We start from the raw sequence: 19,626 nt of genomic DNA, 5'->3' as shown, positions 1-19,626 counted from the left end.
TTAAGTAATTTTTAAAAACGGATAATAAGATTGAAGTTTTTCAGACGGCCTGCAAGTCATAAACAAATACTTTGGAATTGCGGCCGTTGGCATTGTATTCCTGCCGGCGTTCGGCAGGCAGGTCATCGGCTGAGGCCGTCTGAAAGCCCCGTTCGACAAACCATTCGCCCGTGTGCGTGGATAAGGCGAAGAGCGTTTTGATATTTAAGGCGCGTGCTTTTTGAAACAGATGTTCCAACAGCAATTCGCCGTAGCCGCCATCACGCGCTTCGGGCGACACCACCAGGCAGGCCAATTCGCCGCAGTCCGGTTCGGAAAAGGTTTTCAACGCCACGCAGCCGTAAATGTTTTGATCGTGTTCCAATACGGAAAAACTGGAAATATGGTTTTCCAAATACTCGCGGCTACGGTGTAACAAGATGCCTTGTTCCGCCAACGGACGGATTAAGGCGATGATGTGCGGAATGTCGTCGCTGCGTGCCTGACGGATGGCAACAAACGGCTCGCGTGCAATAGATGTACCGCTGCCCTCGCGGGTAAACAGCTCGCGCAGCAGGCTGCCGTCTTCACGGCCGTTGAGAATCTGCACCCGCGATACGCCGTTTTCCAACGCGCCTACCGCCGCATGCAGCAAATCGGCCGGTGCATCGGGATTGTCGTGTATCAATTCCTGCACTTCGCCGACAGACAAAGTATTGGCCAACGAGCCGTCGGCACGACGAATACCGGCTTCTTCGGTCAAGAAAACCAGTTTCTCCGCCTGCAAAGCCATGGCCACTTCCTGCGCGGTTTCGCACATACTCAGATTGAAGGTTTTGCCGCTGTACGAATGCCCCAAAGGACTGATAAGCACCACCGCGCCGCCATCCAAACGCAAACGGATTTCTTCCGCGTCAATTTTACGGACGGTACCGGTATAGCCCATGTCCACGCCGTCGATAACGCCCAACGGGCGGGCGGTAATAAAGTTGCCGCACGCAATGACCGGCGGCTTGCTCCGTTGCTGCGCAGATACGCTGCTGAACAAAGCTGCTTCGACATCGCTGCGGATAATTCCCGCCACCTGCTTCACTTCCATTAAAGTCGCTTCATCGGTAATCCGTCGGCTGCCGCTGTATTTCGGAACAAAATCCCGACCCGAAGCCAATTTGTCGAGCAAATGCCGCGAACCGTGCACCAAGACCAAACGCAAGCCCAAGCTGGCCAACAGGTTCAAATCTGCGGCCAAACGAATCAAGGTTTCGCCTTCCAACAGGCTGTCGGTCACGCCGACCACCATGGTTTTTCCGCGCAAATATTGGATATAGGGCGCGGCCTCGCGAAAGCTGGCGACAAAATGGACGATAGCACTCATAGCAGGGCAAGATAAAAGAGTTGCATAATCAAAACCGTCAGCGCAATCAGCGATGCCAACGTCCAGTTAAAACCGTCCTTGCGCGTTTTAACCGCCGCCTGCTCTTCCGCCTTAGGCTCTTCCTTGAGCGCGCTGTTGAGCAAATCGGAAATTTCTTTGCGCGAGAGTTTGGAATGCTTGAGGATTTGCGCGCCGATGTTATGCACGAGGCGCACATCCGTTACCGCCACAGGCAGATGAGCCGGATCGGCCGGCAGGTTGCCCGACAGATAATCCTTGGCCTTAAACATCCCCGAACAACGCGTGCAGACCACGAAACCCTGCGCTACGTTCAACTGGGCATCTTTCACCCAATGCGGCGTTTTACAATGAGGACAAGAACAAGCAGGCATGAGTATTTTCCGTAAGTGTATTGAATCAAAAATATATTTTAGCTAGTGCTTCAGGCCGTCTGAAACAGTTTTCAGACGACCTGAGCATAATGTTATGGTTTAAACTGCGCCGTAACGTTCACGATAGGCTTTGACCGGCTCGAAGAAGCCGCCAAATTCGGCATTGTTTTGCAAGAGCGTGAACAAGTCGTTCAGGTTGGCAATTGAAACCACCGGCAGGCCGTATTGTTTTTCCACTTCCTGAACCGCCGACAATTCGCCCGTGCCTTTTTCCATGCGGTCGAGCGCAATGGCCACTGCGGCAGGCGTTGCACCTTCGGCCTCAATCAGTTTGACCGACTCGCGCACGGATGTGCCGGCGGAAATCACATCATCGATAATCAGCACACGGCCTTTCAAAGGCGCGCCCACCAACACGCCGCCCTCGCCGTGGTCTTTGGCTTCTTTGCGGTTGTAGGCAAACGGTACGTTTACGCCTTTTTCCGCCAACATCATCGCTGTTGCCGCCGCCAAAATAATGCCTTTATAGGCTGGGCCGAACAGCATATCGAACTTCACGCCGCTGGCAATAATGGCTTCGGCGTAAAACTTCGCCAGCTGCAAAGTCGATGCGCCGTCATTGAACAAACCGGCATTGAAAAAATAAGGCGACTGACGGCCGGCCTTAGTTGTAAATTCGCCGAATTTCAACACGTTTTGTGCCAAAGCGAATTTGAGGAAGTCTTGACGGAAATCGGACATTTGGGTTCTCCCGAAAGATGTTGATTTATCAAAGAAACGATTATAAAGGATTCATGCGGAAAAATCAGGCCGTCTGAAAGCAGGTTCAACCCCGCTTTAAACCGACTTGCCCTATTCTCTTTCAAACCGACAAAGCGGCATTACCTTCTTATCCCTGCAATCAAAACGGATTATTCCCGATGATAAGGATGGTTGTGCAAAATCGAAACGGCACGATAAAGCTGCTCGGTCAGCAAAACGCGCACCATGCCGTGCGGCAAGGTCAGGCTGGAAAGGCGCATCATCATGTTTGCCTGCTGCTTCAATCGGTCGGTCATGCCGTCTGCACCGCCGATAATAAAGCAGACGTGTTCGCCGTTTTGCTGCCAGCTTTTTAAATGTTGCGCCAATTCGACCGAAGTCGGCGCTTTGCCACGCTCGTCCAATACCACCAAAAACGCGCCCTGCGGTATGGCTTCCAGCAGGCGTTTTTCTTCAGCCGCCATGCCCTGAGCCGCATTCACACCCGCGCCGCGTTTCTCTGGTTTGATTTCTTTCAGCGCATAATTGACATCGCGCCCGAAGCGTTTGGCGTACTCGCCGACGGCCTCATCGACCCAACGCGGCATTTTCGTGCCGACAGCCAAGACGGTGATATTCATGGAGTATCCTTTGTTATCGAATTGTCGGTTGGGCATTATGGTCAAGCAAGTTCTCAACCTTTTCAAACCATGAGCCAATGCCCACGCAACCGACTGAAAATAAAAGGCCGTCTGAAAGCCGAATGTATCCCGTTCGGCTGTTTCAGACGGCCTTTCAATGATTAGCAGTGAACCAGCGTACCTTCGTTTTCGCCGGTTACCACGCGTTTGAGTGAGCCTTCTTTGGCAATGCCGAAGACCACGATATTGAGTTTGCGTTCGCGGCAGAGGGCGAAGGCGGTGGCATCCATCACTTTGAGGTTTTTCAACAAGGCTTCGTCAAAAGTAATGGTTTCATAGCGTGTTGCAGATGGGTCTTTTTTCGGGTCTGCGGTATAAACGCCGTCAACATTGGTGGCTTTGAGCATCACATCGCAGTTCATTTCCGCACCGCGCAATGCAGCGGCAGTGTCGGTCGTGAAGAACGGATTACCGGTACCGGCGGCGAAAATCACGACTTTGCCTTCTTCCAAATATTGAATGGCTTTAGGACGGGCGTAAGTTTCAGCGATTTGCTGCATAGACAGTGCGGATTGGACACGCGCTTTGATGCCCAAGGTTTCAAATGCGTCTTTGAGTGCCAAGGCGTTCATCACGGTTGCCATCATGCCCATGTAGTCGGCAGTGGCGCGGTCCATGCTGCCTGCTTGTGCAGATACGCCGCGGAAAATGTTACCGCCGCCGACAACGATACCGACTTGCACGCCCATTCTCACGATTTCGGCAATTTCGCCGACAGTTTGAACGATGGTATCGTGATTGATGCCGAATGGATCAGAGCCCATCAGGGATTCGCCGGAGAGTTTCAGTAATACGCGTTTGTATTTGATTTGCTGTGTCATGGGATACCTTGCTTTCTTGAATGTCGTCGGTCGGGGGTCGGGCCGTCTGAATTTTCAAACGGTCGGAATATTAATGATAGGGTGTGTCGGTTTATTATTGTTTTGGTTTTCAGACGGCCTTTATATTCGGTCGTCTTAAATTAGGTACCGTAAACGGTTTTCTCAAAAAAAAGCACCCTGATTCGTTTGGAATCTAGGTGCTTTCTTTTTCATAAGTGCCTTACACTTTAGCAGCGGCAGCAACTTCGGCCGCGTAGTCAACAACGGCTTTCTCGATACCGTCGCCTACTTTGTAGCGTACGAAGCTGATTACTTCAGTGCCGTTTTCTTTGGCGAATTGGGCAACAGTTTGGTCAGGGTTCATCACGAATGCTTGGCCGTTCAGAGTGATTTCAGCCAAGAATTTGCGGATACGGCCTTCAACCATTTTAGCGGCGATTTCGGCAGGTTTGCCGGAAGCAATGGCTTGCTCGGTGTAGATGTGGCGTTCTTTTTCGATGGTTTCATCATCCACTTCGGCTTCGGATACGCATTGAGGTTTGGCGGCAACGATGTGCATACCGATTTTGCGTGCTACATCTTCAGAGCCTTTGTACTCAACCAATACGCCTTCGGTAGCCAAAGCACCGTGGATGTAGGCAACCAGTTGGTTGGCAGTGTCGATCACTTGGAAGCGGCGAACAGACATGTTCTCGCCCAATTTAGCGATGATGGCTTTGCGTTCTGCTTCAACCAGTTCGCTCAGTTCTTCAACGGTAGCCGGTTTTTTCTCAGCAGCAGTTTTCGCAACGAAGTTGGCAAATTCTACGAAGCCGGCGTCTTTGGCAACGAAGTCGGTTTCGCAGTTTACTTCAACCAATGCGCCGACATTGCCGTTGATCGCGTAAGCCAATACGCCTTCGGCAGCAGTACGGCCAGCCAGTTTACCGGCTTTCGCACCAGATTTAATACGCAGGATTTCTTCGGCTTTGTCGAAGTTGCCTTCAGCTTCAACCAAGGCTTTTTTGCATTCCATCATGCCCAGGCCGGTAGCGGCGCGCAGGTCGGCAACCATTTTTGCAGTAATTTCTGCCATTTTGAATCTCCTAGATTTTTGGGAACACGGCCATCGCCGTGTTTGGAAATAGTGGCCGTCTGAAACGGATTTCAGAACGGGATTTGAGAAAAGGGGCATAACGCCCCTCTTCTGTGTACCGAATTACTCGGCAGCAGCTTCTTGGGCAGCAGCTACAGTTTCTTGCAGCGCTTGGTTTTTGCCTTCCAAAACTGCGTCAGCGATGCCGCGGCAGTACAGGCGGATAGCTTTAGCGGAGTCATCGTTACCAGGGATAACGTATTTCACGCCGTCAGGGCTATTGTTGGTATCGACTACGGCGATAACAGGGATGCCCAATTTTTCAGCTTCAACCAGAGTACCTTTTTGGTAGCCGGTATCGATAACGAAAATCGCGTCAGGCAGGCCTTTCATGTTTTTGATACCGCCCAAAGAACGTTCCAGTTTTTCAACGTCGCGTTGCATTTCCAGAATTTCTTTTTTGTTGAAACCGCCTTCAGCAGCGTTTTCCAGGGCAGCAGTTTTTTCTTCCAGGCGTTTGATGGATTGCTTAACGGTTTTGTAGTTGGTCAGCATACCGCCCAACCAACGGTGATCAACGAAAGGCATACCGGCACGGGTAGCTTCTTCGCGGATGATGTCGCGGGCTTGGCGTTTGGTACCTACGAACAATACTGTACCTTTGTTGGCAACCAGACGGCGTACGGCTTCTTGCGCCTCTTGGAACATCGGCAGGGTTTTTTCCAAGTTTACGATATGGATTTTGTTGCGCGCACCGAAAATGTACTGAGCCATTTTCGGGTTCCAGAAACGGGTTTGGTGACCGAAGTGAACACCGGCTTCAATCATCTGACGCATAGTAATTTGAGACATGTTATTTCCTTGAAAGGGTTAAAGAGCACACATTCAATCGCATAGAACTTGATAGGCGGCGCCTATTGTCAAGCACCCTTCGGCGAAAGTGGGCATAAGTTTTAAAAAAAATAAAAGCGTGTTTCCGAAATGGAAAACTGACGGATTATAGCGGATAAGAGGCCGTCTGAAAAGGGATTTTATACCTTCCCGTCCTGTTTTTCATCTGCCTGTACCGCCTTTTGGCGGGCCGCTTCAAACTCCGCCTGCTCCTGCCGTTTCATCAGGCGGTTGCGGCGGCGGATGGTCACGACAAAGACCGTGAACACAGTGGGCAACACTGCCCAAAAAACCAAATAAATCAACGCGCGCGCAATACTCGGCTGCGCGGCGGAAAACATCACGGCAACAAAAAGATAGCCGATGGCGACAATGTGCCACATCGTGTGCGTCCTGTTTGAATGTTAACAAAATCGTTATAATCGCAACATTCTACCGCAATCCCGAAAGGCCGTCTGAAAATGAGGAACCCCGAAAAATCGGCACTACGCAAACAGTTCCGCCGATCACGCGCCCAAATGAGCGCTGACGAACGGAACGCCGCCACCGAAACCATCAACCGCCTGCTCAAGCCCTACATCAAAAAAGGACGGAAAATCGGCGTGTATTGGCCGATGGGCAAGGAATTGCGATTGGACGGCTTTGTCCGTGCCGCACAAAAACGCGGCGCAAAACTCTACCTGCCCTATATCGAACCGCACACGCGGCGGATGTGGTTCACACCCTACCCTGCCGACGGCGCCAAACAAGAACGCAAACGCGGCCACGCCAAATTGCACGTCCCCCAATTCACCGGCAAAAAAATCCGCGTCCACCAACTCAGCCTATTGCTGGTCCCCATCGTCGGCATCGACAAACGCGGCTACCGCCTCGGACAGGCCGGCGGCTATTACGACGCCACCCTCTCCGCCACGAAATACCGCCTGCAAACCCAAACCCTAGGCGTAGGCTTCGGCTGCCAACTGACCGACACCCTACCGACCGAACCCCACGACCTGCCGCTGGACGGGTTTGTATCGGAGTCGGGCGTGCTGATGTTCAAACATCATTAATCAATAGCTTTCAGAAGACCTCAGAGATGCCGTCCGTTAAGACACTATAAAAGGTCGTCTGAAAACTCAAACTATCAAATACAAAGGAAACCTCCATGACTGATTTCTCATCCACTCCCGTTTTATCCTTCGACCGCGTCCGTCTCGAACCTTTAACAACGGCACACGAAGCCGGTTTGCGCGAAGCAGTTTGCGACGGCGAAGTTTGGAAGCTGAACGTAACCACCGCGCCCGAACCCCACCAAGTAGCTGACTATATCCGCACCGCCATACAAACCCGCCTCGCCTTTGCCGTCATCGACGAAGACACGGGAAAAATTGTCGGCTCAACTTCGCTTTACCACATCGACCCCGCCATCCCACGCCTCTACATCGGTTTCACATGGTATGCCCTGTCGGCACAGCGCACGCACATCAATACCGCCTGCAAAATCATGTTGCTCGACTACGTTTTCGACACTTTAAACTGCCGTTGCGTCTGCTGGCAGACCGACAACCTCAATACCGCCTCCCAACACGCCATCGAACGCTTGGGTGCACACCAAGACGGCATCTTGCGCTGCCACAAGCTGCGGAAAGACGGCAGCGTGCGCGATACGGTTGAATACAGCCTGCTGCGTGAGGAATGGCCGCAGGCAAGGGTAAAACTGCTCGAAAAAGCGGCAGCTTATGACGCGTCCTGAAAAAACGTTTTCTTCTTCATTTTTTCATCAGAATACGCCCATCTTGCTGACAATCCGAACTCTTTAAAAAATTAATGAAATAAGGTGCAACACCATCAATCCCCTGATAAATAAAGGCCGTCTGAAAGTTTCAGACGGCCTTTATTCGGATTAAACCTTACTTGGCATCTTTAAACCCGCGTTTCAAATGCACCATCAGCAACGCCACCGCCGCAGGTGTGACGCCGGAAATTCGGCTGGCTTGTCCGACGGTTTCGGGTTTGTGCTGATTGAGCTTTTGCTGCACTTCTGCCGACAAACCTTTGACTTTGCTGTAATCGATATCGTCGGGCAGCTTTAAGGTTTCGATGTCACGGCGGCTGTCGATTTCTTCGTTTTGGCGGTCGATATAGCCTTGGTATTTGACTTGGATTTCGACTTGTTCGACCACGCTGTCGGCAAGTGCGGTTTCAGGTTGTGCACCGGGCAGGGTCATCAGTGCGGCGTAGTCGAGGTTCGGGCGGCGCAGGAGGTCGTGCAGGTTGGCCTCGCGGCTGAGTTTCTGGCCGAATACGCGCAGCTGCTCTTCTTCGGCGAGTTTTTGCGGCGTGTACCACGTTGTTTTCAAACGTTGGATTTCGCGTTCGATGGCTTCGCGTTTTTCGTTGAACATGCGCCATTGCTCTTCACTCACTAAGCCGATTTTGTAGCCGTCTTCGGTCAGGCGCATATCGACGTTGTCTTCCCTGAGTTGCAGGCGGTATTCGGCGCGGCTGGTGAACATGCGGTAGGGTTCGTTCACGCCTTTGGTGATGAGGTCGTCCACCAATACGCCGAGATAGGCTTGTTCGCGGCGCAGCAGGAGCGGGTCTTGTTCGCGGACGTATTGCACGGCGTTCGCGCCTGCGAACAGGCCTTGTGCGGCGGCTTCTTCGTAGCCCGTTGTGCCGTTGATTTGGCCGGCGAAGAAGAGGCCTTGGATGGTTTTGGTTTCGAGGCTGGCTTTGAGGTTGCGCGGGTCGAAGTAGTCGTATTCGATGGCGTAGCCGGGGCGCAGGATATGGGCGTTTTCGAGACCTTTCATACTGCGCACGAGGGCGATTTGGATGTCGAATGGCAGGCTGGTGGAGATACCGTTAGGATAGTATTCGTGCGTGGTCAGGCCTTCGGGTTCGAGGAAAATCTGGTGGCTGTCTTTGTCGGCGAAGCGGTTGATTTTGTCTTCGATAGACGGGCAATAACGCGGACCCACGCCTTCGATTTTGCCGGTAAACATCGGGCTGCGGTCGAAGCCTGAGCGGATGATGTCGTGGGTTTGCGTGTTGGTATGCGTAATCCAGCAGGACACTTGGCGCGGGTGCATATCGGCGCTGCCGCGTACGGACATTACGGGAACGGGTGTGTCGCCGGGCTGTTCGGTCAGTTGGGAAAAATCAATCGTGCGTCCGTCGATACGCGGCGGCGTACCGGTTTTCAGACGGCCTTGCGGCAGCTTCAATTCGCGCAAACGGCCGCCCAAGGATTTGGCGGCGGGATCGCCGGCGCGGCCGCCTTCGTAGTTTTCCAAACCGATGTGGATTTTGCCGGACAAAAACGTGCCCGCGGTCAGCACGACGGCGCGTGCTTTAAACTCCACGCCCATCGCGGTAACCACGCCGCTGATGCGTTCGCCGTCGAGCGTTACGTCTTCGACGGCTTGTTGGAAAAGCTCCAGATTTTCTTGGTTTTCCAGCATTTCGCGGATGGCGGCTTTGTACAGGATGCGGTCGGCCTGCGCGCGTGTGGCACGAACCGCCGCGCCTTTGCTGGCGTTCAGACGGCGGAACTGGATGCCGGATTTGTCGGTGGCCAACGCCATCGCGCCGCCCAATGCGTCGAGTTCGCGCACGAGGTGGCCTTTGCCGATACCGCCGATGGAAGGGTTGCACGACATTTGGCCGAGGGTTTCGATGTTGTGTGAGAGCAGCAGGGTTTGCGCACCCATGCGTGCGGCGGCAAGCGCGGCTTCGGTACCGGCATGGCCGCCGCCGACGACAATCACGTCGTAGGTTTTGGGGTAAATCATGTAAGTCATTTTTATGTGTTCTGTAAAGGTTTCAGACGGCCTTTTGTTGATCAGGCCGTCTGAAAAGTGGAATCAAATCTTAAAAAACCAAGCTTAGAAGGTATAGCCTGTTTCCAATTCGTCATCGCCGACCAATTCGACCAGCAACGCATAAAGCGGCGCCAAATCGTTGTAACGGCGGGATACGCGGCGCAAATAGTTCAAGAAGCGCGGGATTTCAGGGCGGTATTTATCTTTGCCGTCGCGGTAGTACAGGCGGGCAAAAATACCGGCCACTTTCAAATGGCGTTGTACGCCCATCCATTCAAACCAGCGGTAGAACTCGTCAAACTCGGCAGGCACGGGCAACTCGGCAGCGCGTGCTTTTTCCCAGTAACGGATGACCAAGTCCAATACAAATTCTTCTTCCCATTCGATAAACGCATCGCGCAGCAGCGACACCAAATCATAGGAAATCGGGCCGTAAAGCGCGTCTTGGAAGTCCAACACGCCCGGGCGGCCTTTTGCCAGCATCAGGTTGCGGACGATAAAGTCGCGGTGGACATACACTTTGGGCTGCGCCAACAGGGGCGGCAGCAGCGTATCGACGGTTTGCTGCCACAACTGGCGTTGCTTGAAGGTCAGCTCGCGGCCCAATTCTTTGGCCACAAACCATTCGGGGAACAAGTTAATCTCGCGCAGCATGACTTCGCGGTCGTATTCCGGCAGTTTGCCGGGTTGGCTGGCTTTTTGCAGCTCGATCAGTTCGTCGATGGCTTCGAGCAGCAGGGCTTTGTGGGCGGTTTCGCTGTTTTCCTGATTCATGGCGGTCAGGAATGTGGTGTTGCCCAAATCGTTCAACACCATAAAGCCCAACGCTTCATCCACATGAAGCACTTGCGGCACATTAACCATATTAAACAGTTTTTGCACTTTCAAATAAGGCGCAACACTCATCTTCTCAGGAGGCGCGTCCATACAGATGACGGTTTGGCCGTCTGAAAACGTCGCACGGAAATAACGGCGGAAGTCGGCATCGGCTGCCGCAAAGCTCAATTCAAACGGCTGGTTCGGGTAAACAGACTCCAGCCAGTTTTGTAATTCGGTTTGTCGTTGCATAGCGGTATCGCAGAATTTCAGGTTACAATAACCGCTATTCTAACTGGCAAACCGATTTAAGGGGCGATTTTGGCTCGTTTATTTTCACTCAAACCCTTGGTACTCGCCTTAATTATGGGCTTTGGCGCAACAGCCGTGCGCGCGGAAGATGCTTCTGTTCCGCAGGCGGAAGACTATACCCCTGCCCACGCCGCCGAATCCAAACCGGCAAAAACCGGCCAAAGCGAAGCCGATCCGCTTTCTTTGGGCAGCACTTGCCTGTTTTGCGACCACGAAGATGCCAAGCCGGCCGAAACCGCCGAAATCAAACGCAGCGGCGAACCTGCCCTGCCTGCCGATTACACCCGCATCAACGCCGATAAAATAGAAGGCCAGACCCAAGTCGGCGTCCGTGCCGAAGGCGACGTCATTGTCGAGCGCAATGCCGATGTTCTCAACGCCGATTGGGCGCAATACGACCAAGCCGCCGATACCGTTACCGCCGGCGACCGCTTTACCCTGTATCAAAACGGTTCGACCGTATCCGGCGACCAATTGGTTTACAACCTCAAAAACCAAACTGGTTCCGGCACTGCCGTGCGCCTCAATACCGAGCAAGGCGGCCGCCGCCTTCAAAGTGTCAGCGAAAAAGCCGAACTCAAAGGCAAAGGCCTCTACAAACTCATCAATACCAAATTCAACACCTGTTCGCCCGGCGATGCCAGCTGGTATATCCAAGCGCAAAGCATCGAAGCCGATGAATCGACAGGCATCGGCGTGGCCAAACACGCTTCGCTGGTATTCGGCGGCGTACCCGTCCTCTACACGCCTTGGGCAGACTTCCCCATCAACGGCAACCGCAAAAGCGGCCTGCTCGTTCCGACCATTGCCACCGGTTCAGACGGCCTTGAGCTGAGCCTGCCCTACTACTTCAACCTTGCGCCGAATTTGGATGCCACCATCCGCCCGGGCATCATCAGTAAACGCGGCGTGCAATTGGGCGGCCAAGTGCGTTATCTGCAACCAAATTACAGCGGCGAAGTCGATGGCGACTGGATGCCCAACGACCAAAAAAGCGTCCACAACAACCGCTACCAGTTCAAATGGAAACACCAGCAGCAGCTGAACAGCAAAATCAGCGGCGGCATCAACTACAACCAAGTTTCCGACGACGATTACTACCGCGACTTCTACGGCCGTGAAGACATCGCACGCAACGTCAACCTCGACCGTCAGGCATGGCTCAATTACAGCGACAAATTGTTGGGCGGCAGCTTTGACGGCTCGTTGCGCGTACAAAAATACCAAACGCTGGCCAACCAAGACGGCTATAAAGACGAACCTTATGCCATCATGCCCCGTCTGACCGGCCGTTGGCAAAGCCATCTCGGCAAAGCGCAACTCAACGTGTTCGGCCAATTTACCCGTTTTGACCACGATACCAAGCAAGACGGCAGCCGCGTGGTACTCTACCCGAGCGTCAAATGGGACTTCCACAACCAATGGGGCTACATCCGGCCTAAAGTCGGCGTACACGCCACTTATTACAGCCTCAACAGCTTCAACGGCCAAAGCAGCCGCAATGTCAGCCGCGTCCTGCCGATCATCAACGTCGACAGCGGCCTGACTTTCGAGCGCAGGGCCCGTCTATTCGGCGGAGAATACCTGCAAACGCTCGAACCGCGCCTGTTTTACAACTACATTCCGACCAAGTCCCAAAACGACCTGCCCAATTTCGACAGCTCCGAAAACAGCTTTACCTATTCGCAGCTGTTCCGCGAAAACCTGTATTCCGGCAACGACCGCATCAATTCGGCCAACAGCCTGACGCTGGCCACACAAAGCCGCATCCTCAACCCCAACACCGGTGCGGAACTCTTCCGTGCAGGTATCGGCCAGAAGTTTTACTTCAAAAACGACAACGTCCTGCCTGACGGCAGCGTCAGCCGTTATCCACGCAGCCAATCCGACTGGGTAGCCTTTGCACACGGCAACATTACCCCGAGCATCCGCATCGACTTGGACATCCACTACAACCAAAACCAAAGCCGTGCCGAAAGCTACGCCGCAGGGATTGCCTACAACCCCGAACCTGGCAAAGTCTTAAGCGCGCGCTATAAATACGGACGCAACGAGCGCATCTATCTGCAAGCCAACGGCGACTATTTCTACGACAGGCTCAGCCAAATCGACCTTGCCGCCCAATGGCCATTGAGTAAAAACCTGTACGCCGTTGCCCGTTACAACTACGAAATCGAAGCCAAAAAACCGCTGGAAATGCTCATCGGTGCAGAATACAAAAGCAACTGCGGCTGCTGGATCGCAAGCTTGGTCGGCCAACGATATGTTACCGGCGAAAACAGCCACAAAAACGCCGTATTCTTCAACCTCCAACTCAAAGACTTGAGCAATATCGGCAACAACCCATTCGAAAAACTCCGCTTAGCCATCCCCGGTTACAGCAAAACCAACGAGGTAGTCAAACAATGAACTTCAAACCCCTGATTCTCGTCGCCGCACTCACTCTCGCAGTAGGCGCACACGCCGCTCCTAAAGCCAAAGCAGGCAAAGCGCGCGCAGCCAAAGTAGCTGCCGTCAGCGCCACCACCATGCCTGCCGTACAAAGCGGTGTACATCTTTCAGACGGCATTGCCGCGGTTGTCGACAACGAAGTCATTACCCACCGCCAAGTAGCACAAGCCGTAGCGCAAGCGCGTCAAACCATGCCTAAAGGTACACAAATGGACGCCAACGAGCTGCGCCAACAGGTTTTGGCACAAATGATCAACCAATCCCTGATCCTCCAAGCAGGCAAACGCCGCAACATCCAAGCGACCGATAGCGAAATCGAAGCCGTTATCGCGCACAACCCCAACATCAAAAACCCATCTGCCGCCGTCCGTCAAGACATCGCCGACAGCATTATTGTTGAAAAAGTGCGCCAACAGGCCATCATGCAAAACAGCCGCGTCAGCGACTCCGAAGTAGCACGCTACATCGAGCAGGCCAAACAACAAGGCATCACCCTGCCCGAAGCCGACCCTGTGCGCCAATATCATGCCCAACACATCCTCATTAAAGCCGACAACGATAACGCCGCTGTCGGAGCAGAAAGCACCATCCGCAAAATCTACTCACAAGCCCGCAGCGGCGAAGATTTCGGCGGTTTGGCACGCCAATACTCTCAAGACAGCAGCGCCGGCAATGGCGGCGATTTGGGCTGGTTTGCCGACGGCATGATGGTTGCCCCATTTGAAGAAGCCGTCCACAAACTCAAACCCGGCCAAATCAGCGCCCCTGTCCGCACCCAATTCGGCTGGCACATCATCAAGCTGAACGACGTCCGCGAAGCAGGTACGCCTGAAGAGCGCCAACAAAACGCCGTCCGCCAATACCTGTCCCAACAAAAAGCGCAACAGGCGACCACCAACCTCCTGCGCGAACTGCACAGCAGCTCCTACGTTGACGTACGCTAATCGCGCGTATTGTTAAAAAGGCAGAAATCCGTACAATAAGGCCGTCTGAAATCCATTGTTCAGACGGCCTTTTCTCCTTTTCCTCACGCAACCCATTGATTAAAGCACCCCATCATGCCCATCCGTCCCAACTGGCAAACCGCCACCCTGCTGCAAGCCGAAGAAACCGCCCTGACTTCCGCCCATACCGGCCGCACCTACCGTATTCAAGCCGCTGCACTCGGCAAGCGTCCGGCAGGCGGCTATCCCGTGCTGTATATTCTTGACGGTGATGCCTTTTTCCCCGCCATCCTTAATATGGCGCAATCCCTGCTCATCAACCCCATCACCAAAAGCCATGCCGCCTGCCTGATTGTCGGCATCGGCTACACCGGCGGCACCATCCGCGACTTAAGCCAACGCGCCCTCGACTACACGCCGCCGCTGCCCGACAACGCGCCCGAATCCGAACGCAAACAATACGGCCAAGCCGACCGCTTCAGCCGCTTTATCGATGACGAACTCTCCGCCCTGCTCGACAGCAAATACCGCATCGATGCCCAAAACCAAGCCGTCTTCGGCCATTCATTCGGCGCACTGTACGGCCTCTATTCCCTGTTCACCCGCCCCGAACGATTCCGCCATTATTTACTGGTTTCGCCGTCTATCTGGTGGCAAGACCGCCGCGTACTCGATTGGCTGCCCGACACTTTGCCGCAAGGAATCGGCATCCGCCTCAGCGCAGGCGAACATGAGGGCAGAAACAACCGCCCCGACCAAACCAGCCGCGGCATGGTCGCACAAGCCAAAATCCTTGCCGGCACTTTGCACCACCTCGGCGCAGATGTCCGCTTTACCCTCTACCCCAACGCCAATCACGGCAACGCCCCGTTTTACGCCCTGACCGACTGTATCGAATATTTGCGCAGCGCATGGCAGCGTTAAAACAGGTTTGTCAAACATTGAGGCCGTCTGAAACGCAAACTTAGAAGCGTATTGAACCTATTGGATCGATCTAAAATCCAATTATAAAAAGGCCGAGACCTTTGCAATAACATAGGTTGAGACCTTTGCAAAGGTCTCGGGGCATGAAAAAGGGAGAGGCTACCTGAAAAATAGATTTTCAGGTAGCCTCAAACCGGTTTGGCATGCATCCGAAACGGAAAATTTGAGCGGTTACATACCTTGGGTTGGTGGCAGTGTTATTTCAACTTGGCTGCCAATTTGTCGAATTTTTGTTTGATGTCGGCCTTGAAGGCTTCCACTTTCTCTTTGCGCTCGGCTTTGCGCTGTTTTTTCCAAGCTTCGTGTGCCTGACGTGCCACTTCTTCCTGCGCTTCTATTGCTGCCAATACGTCCTGTTGGGCAACGGCTGCATCTTGTCGGAGAATAACGGTTTTGAAACGGTGGAAGAAAGCATCCAATACAGCTTCGTTGGATTCTTGCGCCAAAATAATGATCGCAGTACTGCCGTTATCCAGTTTTTTGGCTGTATTTTCTAGCAACGCCCCCTCTTCCAATGTTTGGGCAGTACCTGCATCACTGCCGATGAGTGCGCCAGTAGCTCCACCCAACAGAACACCGATAGGACCGCCGAGAATGCCGACCAGTGAACCAATGAGGCCGCCCGTCCATGTGCCTTCGACCGTATTGGCGGTAAAGTCGGTGCTTTCTGCTGGGATAATCAGGTCATTTTCCTTTTTAACCAAAACGGCTTGTGCCACCAAAGTATCTGTTGTCTGCGAGTAAGCTTTCAATTCAGAAAAGGCTTGATAAGCTTCGCTGGAGATGTTGAATAAGGCAACGATGATGTTTTGTTTCATAAGTCCACTCCCGTAGATTGAAAGATTTAAGAACATACTAGTTGTATGCAGTGTCATTATAAATTGCAAGGGGGGGGGGAAGCAATGCGGCAAACAAAACTTTGCCTATATAAAGCCTGTAGAACCGGCAAACGGATAACGAACAATACCCAGCCTTGCCTGTAGGAAATCGTCGCATCGTTCACACCACAGGTTGAGAGAAATAAGCCTGCAAGACCTCAAGCGTCGTCTGAAATCCGTTTCCACTCCAACGCTAAATCGTACAAGGCTTTTTTGCTTTCGCCGGTAATCTTGGCGGCAAGCTCGGCGGCCTGTTTGGTCGGCAACTCAGCCGCAAGGATTTTCATGGTGTTTTGCGCCGCCTCGGGCAAATCACTGTGTTTCTCTTTCACAGCAGGGTGCAACACCAGCACCATTTCTCCACGCGTTTGGTTGCTGTCGTTTTTAAGGGCGGCTTGGATTTCGGCAACCGTGCCGCTGAGGAAGGTTTCAAACGTTTTGGTGATTTCGCGCGCCAAAGTCAAACGGCGTTCGGGGAACTGCGCGGCCATATCCGCAAGGCTTGCTTCGATACGGTGCGGCGTTTCAAACATCACAATCGGGAAATCGGCTTCCGCCCATTTGGCCAGCAGCTTTTGGCGTTCGCCGGCCTTAGGCGGCAGGAAACCATTGAAGTAAAAATCGGATTCTGTCACACCGGCCACGCTCAACGCCCCCATGACCGCACTTGCGCCAACCACAGGCACCACTTTAAATCCGGCTTCGCGCACGCGGGCGGCAAGTTTCGCACCCGGATCGCAAACCGCAGGCGTACCCGCATCCGAAACTTGGGCAACGCTCAGGCCGTCTGAAAGATAGGCGATAATTTTGTCGGCCATTTGCTGCTCGTTGTGTTCGCGCACGCTCACGAGTTTGCCCTGAATGCCGTACGCACTCAAAAGCTGGGCGGTAACACGGGTGTCCTCGGCGCAGATAATGTCGGCCTTTTGCAGCACAGCCAGCGCGCGCAGCGTTATGTCGGCTAAATTGCCGATGGGTGTGGCGACAACGTATAATGTCTGTTTTTCGATGCTGTCGACGGCTTTTTGCAGGTGTTTTGTGTACATAGATTCAAGGCCGTCTGAAACGGCGTCTCTTTAAAAACAATGATTATATAACGGGTAAACTTTTCATGCGCTTAAACCACAAACAGGGGGCGGCGGCCGAAGATGCGGCGCTGGCATTCCTGCTGGGCAAAGGCTGCTCGCTGCTGGCGCGGAACTGGCATTGCGCCTACGGCGAAATCGATTTAATCGTCGAAAACGGCGGTACGATTGTGTTTGTTGAAGTAAAATACCGCAAAAACCGAGGTTTCGGTGGTGCCGCATACAGCATCTCGCCGTCCAAATTATTGAAATTGCAACGAAGTGTAGAGTATTATCTGCAAAAGCACGGGTTAAACCATGCGCCCTGCCGCCTGGATGCGGTACTGATTGAGGGCGACGGCCAACCCGAATGGATTCAAAATATTACAGGTTAACCTCATGACAACATTACAAGAACGCGTTTCCGCACATTTTGCCGAGAGCATCCGCGCCAAGCAGGAAGCCGAAAAAGTATTGGTCGAGCCGACTGCACAGGCCGCCGAGCTGATGCTGCAATGCCTGATGAACGACGGCAAAATCCTGGCCTGCGGCAACGGCGGTTCGGCCGCTGACGCGCAGCACTTCGCCGCAGAAATGACCGGCCGTTTTGAAAAAGAACGCATGGAATTGGCCGCTGTCGCGCTGACGACAGATACTTCCGCCCTGACCGCCATCGGCAACGACTACGGTTTCGACCATGTATTCAGCAAACAAGTGCGCGCGCTCGGACGTGCCGGCGACGTATTGGTCGGCATCTCCACCTCCGGCAATTCCGCCAACGTCATCGAAGCCATCAAAGCGGCACACGAGCGCGACATGCACGTCATCGCCATGACCGGCCGCGACGGCGGAAAAATCGCCGCCATGCTCAAAGACACCGACGTTTTGCTCAACGTCCCTTATCCGCGCACTGCCCGCATTCAGGAAAACCATATTTTGCTGATTCACGCCATGTGCGACTGCATTGACTCCGTCCTGCTTGAAGGCATGTAACCCTTTCTTTTCAGACGGCCCATCCCTTAAAGGCCGTCTGAACACCCAACCGTCCATACCCAAGGAAAAGGATATGAAGAATATCAAACGCTACGCCCTCCCCGTTCTGACTGCGACCCTCTTAAGCCTGAGTCTGAGCGGCTGCGTCGGCGCACTGATCGGCGGTGCAGCCGTCGGCACCAAATCCGCCGTCGACCGCCGCACCACCGGCGCGCAAACCGACGACAACGTTATGGCACTGCGCGTCGAAACCACCGCACGCTCCTACCTGCGCCAAAACAACCAAGTCCAAGGCTACAAGCCCAAACTGAACGTTGTCGGCTACAACCGCCACCTGCTCCTGCTCGGCCAAGTGGCTACCGAAGGCGAAAAACAATTTGTTGAACGCATTGCCCGTTCCGAACAAGCCGCAGAAGGCGTGTACAACTACATCACCGTTGCCTCACAAGCGCGTTCGCTCGGCGACGTGACCAACGATACTTGGGGTACATCCAAAGTCCGCGCCACCCTGTTGGGCCTCAGCCCGGCCACCCAAGCACGCGTCAAAATCGTGACTTACGGCAACGTGACCTATGTGATGGGCATCCTCACGCCTGACGAGCAAGCCCGCGTGACCCAAAAAGTCAGCACGACCGTCGGCGTACAAAAAGTCGTGACCCTCTATCAAAACTACGTTGCCAACTGATTCACAGGCAACCCGGGGCCGTCTGAACATTCAGACGGCCATTCCTCCAACGATTACCCGCCCCATCATGTCCAAGAATAATAAAACCCCTTTCCAACTTAAGCCCAAACACCTAATCCGCGCTTTATTCCTTGTCAGCTTTATCGCCGTCGCAGCCCTTGTTGCCGGCGTATTCAGCACCCTAAACTCCGGTAAAACCGACGTACCCGAAAAAAGCCCTGCCGAACAAACCGACACACGCATTGAAGTTTGGCACCCTAACGGCACTGTCGAACCTGAAACCGTTCAGCCTACCAAAGACAGCGACGCAAAAACCGCCTCCGGCAACCCGATTGTTCCCCAAACCGAAAAAAGCGACAACGCCGAAGAAGGTGCAAAAAACGACCGCCCCACTACACACCGCAGCAAACGCACAGAAAACAAACGCGCTGAAGCCGACAAATCAGAAAACACACAATCCGACAACAGCAATTCTGCCGCTCCAAACACACCTCAAGCAGACAGCCAGCCGGTAGCAAACAAAGCCGCAGACAGCAAACCTGCCGCACAAGCGGTAGAAAACAAACCGGCAAAAGCCAAAGCCCCCGAGTCCAAACCGACTCCGAAAGCCGAACCTGAGGCCAAACCACAAACCAAACCGCGCAATAAAGACAATCTCGACAACCTGTTTTAAACAGACGGCACACCCGTCCCGTTCAGACGACCCCGATGCCGT

Annotated in this window: 21 protein-coding genes; 9 read left to right on the top strand and 12 right to left on the bottom strand. The window is 53.6% G+C overall.

Features of this window, described 5'->3' with window-relative positions:
* Positions 1-40: 40 nt before the first annotated feature.
* From argA to CYJ98_RS10175, 8 genes are all read right to left on the bottom strand, one after another.
* Positions 41-1,354, bottom strand: a complete 1,314-nt coding sequence (argA, locus tag CYJ98_RS10210) for an amino-acid N-acetyltransferase (RefSeq protein ID WP_101756336.1) — start codon at positions 1,352-1,354, stop codon at positions 41-43.
* The gene (locus CYJ98_RS10205) at positions 1,351-1,746 is read right to left on the bottom strand and encodes an MJ0042-type zinc finger domain-containing protein (RefSeq protein ID WP_039862294.1); all 396 of its coding nucleotides are present in this window, start codon (positions 1,744-1,746) and stop codon (positions 1,351-1,353) included. The genes argA and CYJ98_RS10205 overlap by 4 nt, the downstream gene beginning before the upstream one ends.
* A 99-nt stretch (positions 1,747-1,845) precedes the next feature.
* Positions 1,846-2,487 carry an orotate phosphoribosyltransferase gene (gene pyrE, locus CYJ98_RS10200; RefSeq protein ID WP_003682682.1) on the bottom strand — a complete coding sequence of 214 codons (642 nt, stop codon included), beginning with the start codon at positions 2,485-2,487 and terminating at the stop codon, positions 1,846-1,848.
* A gap of 170 nt (positions 2,488-2,657) precedes the next feature.
* The gene (gene rlmH / locus CYJ98_RS10195) at positions 2,658-3,128 is read right to left on the bottom strand and encodes a 23S rRNA (pseudouridine(1915)-N(3))-methyltransferase RlmH (protein ID WP_036493712.1); all 471 of its coding nucleotides are present in this window, start codon (positions 3,126-3,128) and stop codon (positions 2,658-2,660) included.
* Between the two features lie 161 nt (positions 3,129-3,289).
* Positions 3,290-4,009: a UMP kinase gene (gene pyrH, locus CYJ98_RS10190; RefSeq protein WP_003708812.1), complete on the bottom strand. Its 720-nt coding sequence runs from the start codon at positions 4,007-4,009 to the stop codon at positions 3,290-3,292.
* 220 nt (positions 4,010-4,229) lie between these two features.
* Positions 4,230-5,084 (bottom strand): translation elongation factor Ts, encoded by an 855-nt coding sequence (gene tsf / locus CYJ98_RS10185; protein WP_101756334.1) that lies wholly within the window; start codon positions 5,082-5,084, stop codon positions 4,230-4,232.
* A 123-nt stretch (positions 5,085-5,207) separates the two neighbouring features.
* Positions 5,208-5,936, bottom strand: a complete 729-nt coding sequence (gene rpsB, locus CYJ98_RS10180; RefSeq protein ID WP_002258397.1) for a 30S ribosomal protein S2 — start codon at positions 5,934-5,936, stop codon at positions 5,208-5,210.
* Positions 5,937-6,115: 179 nt separating this feature from the next.
* Positions 6,116-6,358, bottom strand: coding sequence for a hypothetical protein (locus tag CYJ98_RS10175; RefSeq protein WP_063076190.1), 243 nt, complete (start codon positions 6,356-6,358; stop codon positions 6,116-6,118).
* Positions 6,359-6,436: 78 nt separating this feature from the next.
* On the opposite strand from CYJ98_RS10175, the gene CYJ98_RS10170 reads away from it, so the two are divergent.
* Positions 6,437-7,027: a 5-formyltetrahydrofolate cyclo-ligase gene (locus CYJ98_RS10170; protein ID WP_101756333.1), complete on the top strand. Its 591-nt coding sequence runs from the start codon at positions 6,437-6,439 to the stop codon at positions 7,025-7,027.
* A gap of 95 nt (positions 7,028-7,122) precedes the next feature.
* A complete protein-coding gene (locus CYJ98_RS10165) occupies positions 7,123-7,710 on the top strand; it encodes a GNAT family N-acetyltransferase (protein WP_101756332.1) in 588 nt (195 codons plus the stop codon).
* 157 nt (positions 7,711-7,867) lie between these two features.
* On the opposite strand, the gene mnmG is transcribed toward CYJ98_RS10165, so the two are convergent.
* Complete coding sequence (gene mnmG / locus CYJ98_RS10160) at positions 7,868-9,763, bottom strand: tRNA uridine-5-carboxymethylaminomethyl(34) synthesis enzyme MnmG (RefSeq protein WP_101756331.1); 1,896 nt, start codon at positions 9,761-9,763, stop codon at positions 7,868-7,870.
* 84 nt (positions 9,764-9,847) lie between these two features.
* Positions 9,848-10,852: an N-acetylmuramate/N-acetylglucosamine kinase AmgK gene (gene amgK / locus CYJ98_RS10155; protein ID WP_003749406.1), complete on the bottom strand. Its 1,005-nt coding sequence runs from the start codon at positions 10,850-10,852 to the stop codon at positions 9,848-9,850.
* Between the two features lie 69 nt (positions 10,853-10,921).
* On the opposite strand from amgK, the gene CYJ98_RS10150 reads away from it, so the two are divergent.
* From CYJ98_RS10150 to CYJ98_RS10140, 3 genes are all read left to right on the top strand, one after another.
* The gene (locus CYJ98_RS10150) at positions 10,922-13,321 is read left to right on the top strand and encodes an LPS-assembly protein LptD (RefSeq protein WP_349251561.1); all 2,400 of its coding nucleotides are present in this window, start codon (positions 10,922-10,924) and stop codon (positions 13,319-13,321) included.
* Complete coding sequence (locus tag CYJ98_RS10145; RefSeq protein WP_101756329.1) at positions 13,318-14,307, top strand: peptidylprolyl isomerase; 990 nt, start codon at positions 13,318-13,320, stop codon at positions 14,305-14,307. Before CYJ98_RS10150 ends, CYJ98_RS10145 begins: the two co-directional genes overlap by 4 nt.
* 114 nt (positions 14,308-14,421) lie before the next feature.
* Complete coding sequence (locus tag CYJ98_RS10140; RefSeq protein WP_101756328.1) at positions 14,422-15,231, top strand: alpha/beta hydrolase; 810 nt, start codon at positions 14,422-14,424, stop codon at positions 15,229-15,231.
* Positions 15,232-15,488: 257 nt separating this feature from the next.
* Here CYJ98_RS10140 and CYJ98_RS10135 read toward each other — a convergent pair whose 3' ends face one another.
* Both CYJ98_RS10135 and rsmI read right to left on the bottom strand, forming a co-directional pair.
* Positions 15,489-16,109 (bottom strand): DUF1269 domain-containing protein, encoded by a 621-nt coding sequence (locus CYJ98_RS10135; RefSeq protein WP_101756327.1) that lies wholly within the window; start codon positions 16,107-16,109, stop codon positions 15,489-15,491.
* 218 nt (positions 16,110-16,327) lie between these two features.
* Positions 16,328-17,215 (bottom strand): 16S rRNA (cytidine(1402)-2'-O)-methyltransferase, encoded by an 888-nt coding sequence (rsmI, locus tag CYJ98_RS10130; protein WP_049336857.1) that lies wholly within the window; start codon positions 17,213-17,215, stop codon positions 16,328-16,330.
* 65 nt (positions 17,216-17,280) lie between these two features.
* Between rsmI and CYJ98_RS10125 the strand changes: the two genes are divergently transcribed.
* From CYJ98_RS10125 to CYJ98_RS10110, 4 genes are all read left to right on the top strand, one after another.
* Positions 17,281-17,628 carry a YraN family protein gene (locus CYJ98_RS10125; protein WP_101756326.1) on the top strand — a complete coding sequence of 116 codons (348 nt, stop codon included), beginning with the start codon at positions 17,281-17,283 and terminating at the stop codon, positions 17,626-17,628.
* 4 nt (positions 17,629-17,632) lie between these two features.
* Entirely contained in the window at positions 17,633-18,226 is a 594-nt protein-coding gene (locus CYJ98_RS10120; protein ID WP_003749391.1) for a phosphoheptose isomerase, read from the top strand.
* 73 nt (positions 18,227-18,299) lie between these two features.
* A complete protein-coding gene (locus CYJ98_RS10115; RefSeq protein ID WP_039862284.1) occupies positions 18,300-18,911 on the top strand; it encodes a BON domain-containing protein in 612 nt (203 codons plus the stop codon).
* 67 nt (positions 18,912-18,978) lie between these two features.
* Positions 18,979-19,584 carry a hypothetical protein gene (locus tag CYJ98_RS10110; RefSeq protein WP_101756325.1) on the top strand — a complete coding sequence of 202 codons (606 nt, stop codon included), beginning with the start codon at positions 18,979-18,981 and terminating at the stop codon, positions 19,582-19,584.
* The last annotated feature ends 42 nt before the right edge of the window (positions 19,585-19,626 follow it).

Origin of the sequence: Neisseria perflava (assembly GCF_002863305.2) — a bacterium.
Taxonomy (GTDB): Bacteria; Pseudomonadota; Gammaproteobacteria; order Burkholderiales; family Neisseriaceae; genus Neisseria; species Neisseria perflava_A.
The sequence above is the reverse complement of the archived record's forward strand: the minus strand, read 5'-3'. Positions and strand labels throughout refer to the sequence as shown.

Excerpts from the sequence above, each read along its gene's own strand:
- argA (WP_101756336.1), bottom strand. The coding sequence starts at position 1,354 with ATGAGTGCTATCGTCCATTTTGTCGCCAGCTTTCGCGAGGCCGCGCCC.
- CYJ98_RS10205 (WP_039862294.1), bottom strand. The coding sequence starts at position 1,746 with ATGCCTGCTTGTTCTTGTCCTCATTGTAAAACGCCGCATTGGGTGAAA.
- pyrE (WP_003682682.1), bottom strand. The coding sequence starts at position 2,487 with ATGTCCGATTTCCGTCAAGACTTCCTCAAATTCGCTTTGGCACAAAAC.
- rlmH (WP_036493712.1), bottom strand. The coding sequence starts at position 3,128 with ATGAATATCACCGTCTTGGCTGTCGGCACGAAAATGCCGCGTTGGGTC.
- pyrH (WP_003708812.1), bottom strand. The coding sequence starts at position 4,009 with ATGACACAGCAAATCAAATACAAACGCGTATTACTGAAACTCTCCGGC.
- tsf (WP_101756334.1), bottom strand. The coding sequence starts at position 5,084 with ATGGCAGAAATTACTGCAAAAATGGTTGCCGACCTGCGCGCCGCTACC.
- rpsB (WP_002258397.1), bottom strand. The coding sequence starts at position 5,936 with ATGTCTCAAATTACTATGCGTCAGATGATTGAAGCCGGTGTTCACTTC.
- CYJ98_RS10175 (WP_063076190.1), bottom strand. The coding sequence starts at position 6,358 with ATGTGGCACATTGTCGCCATCGGCTATCTTTTTGTTGCCGTGATGTTT.
- CYJ98_RS10170 (WP_101756333.1), top strand. The coding sequence starts at position 6,437 with ATGAGGAACCCCGAAAAATCGGCACTACGCAAACAGTTCCGCCGATCA.
- CYJ98_RS10165 (WP_101756332.1), top strand. The coding sequence starts at position 7,123 with ATGACTGATTTCTCATCCACTCCCGTTTTATCCTTCGACCGCGTCCGT.
- mnmG (WP_101756331.1), bottom strand. The coding sequence starts at position 9,763 with ATGACTTACATGATTTACCCCAAAACCTACGACGTGATTGTCGTCGGC.
- amgK (WP_003749406.1), bottom strand. The coding sequence starts at position 10,852 with ATGCAACGACAAACCGAATTACAAAACTGGCTGGAGTCTGTTTACCCG.
- CYJ98_RS10145 (WP_101756329.1), top strand. The coding sequence starts at position 13,318 with ATGAACTTCAAACCCCTGATTCTCGTCGCCGCACTCACTCTCGCAGTA.
- CYJ98_RS10140 (WP_101756328.1), top strand. The coding sequence starts at position 14,422 with ATGCCCATCCGTCCCAACTGGCAAACCGCCACCCTGCTGCAAGCCGAA.
- CYJ98_RS10135 (WP_101756327.1), bottom strand. The coding sequence starts at position 16,109 with ATGAAACAAAACATCATCGTTGCCTTATTCAACATCTCCAGCGAAGCT.
- rsmI (WP_049336857.1), bottom strand. The coding sequence starts at position 17,215 with ATGTACACAAAACACCTGCAAAAAGCCGTCGACAGCATCGAAAAACAG.
- CYJ98_RS10125 (WP_101756326.1), top strand. The coding sequence starts at position 17,281 with ATGCGCTTAAACCACAAACAGGGGGCGGCGGCCGAAGATGCGGCGCTG.
- CYJ98_RS10120 (WP_003749391.1), top strand. The coding sequence starts at position 17,633 with ATGACAACATTACAAGAACGCGTTTCCGCACATTTTGCCGAGAGCATC.
- CYJ98_RS10115 (WP_039862284.1), top strand. The coding sequence starts at position 18,300 with ATGAAGAATATCAAACGCTACGCCCTCCCCGTTCTGACTGCGACCCTC.
- CYJ98_RS10110 (WP_101756325.1), top strand. The coding sequence starts at position 18,979 with ATGTCCAAGAATAATAAAACCCCTTTCCAACTTAAGCCCAAACACCTA.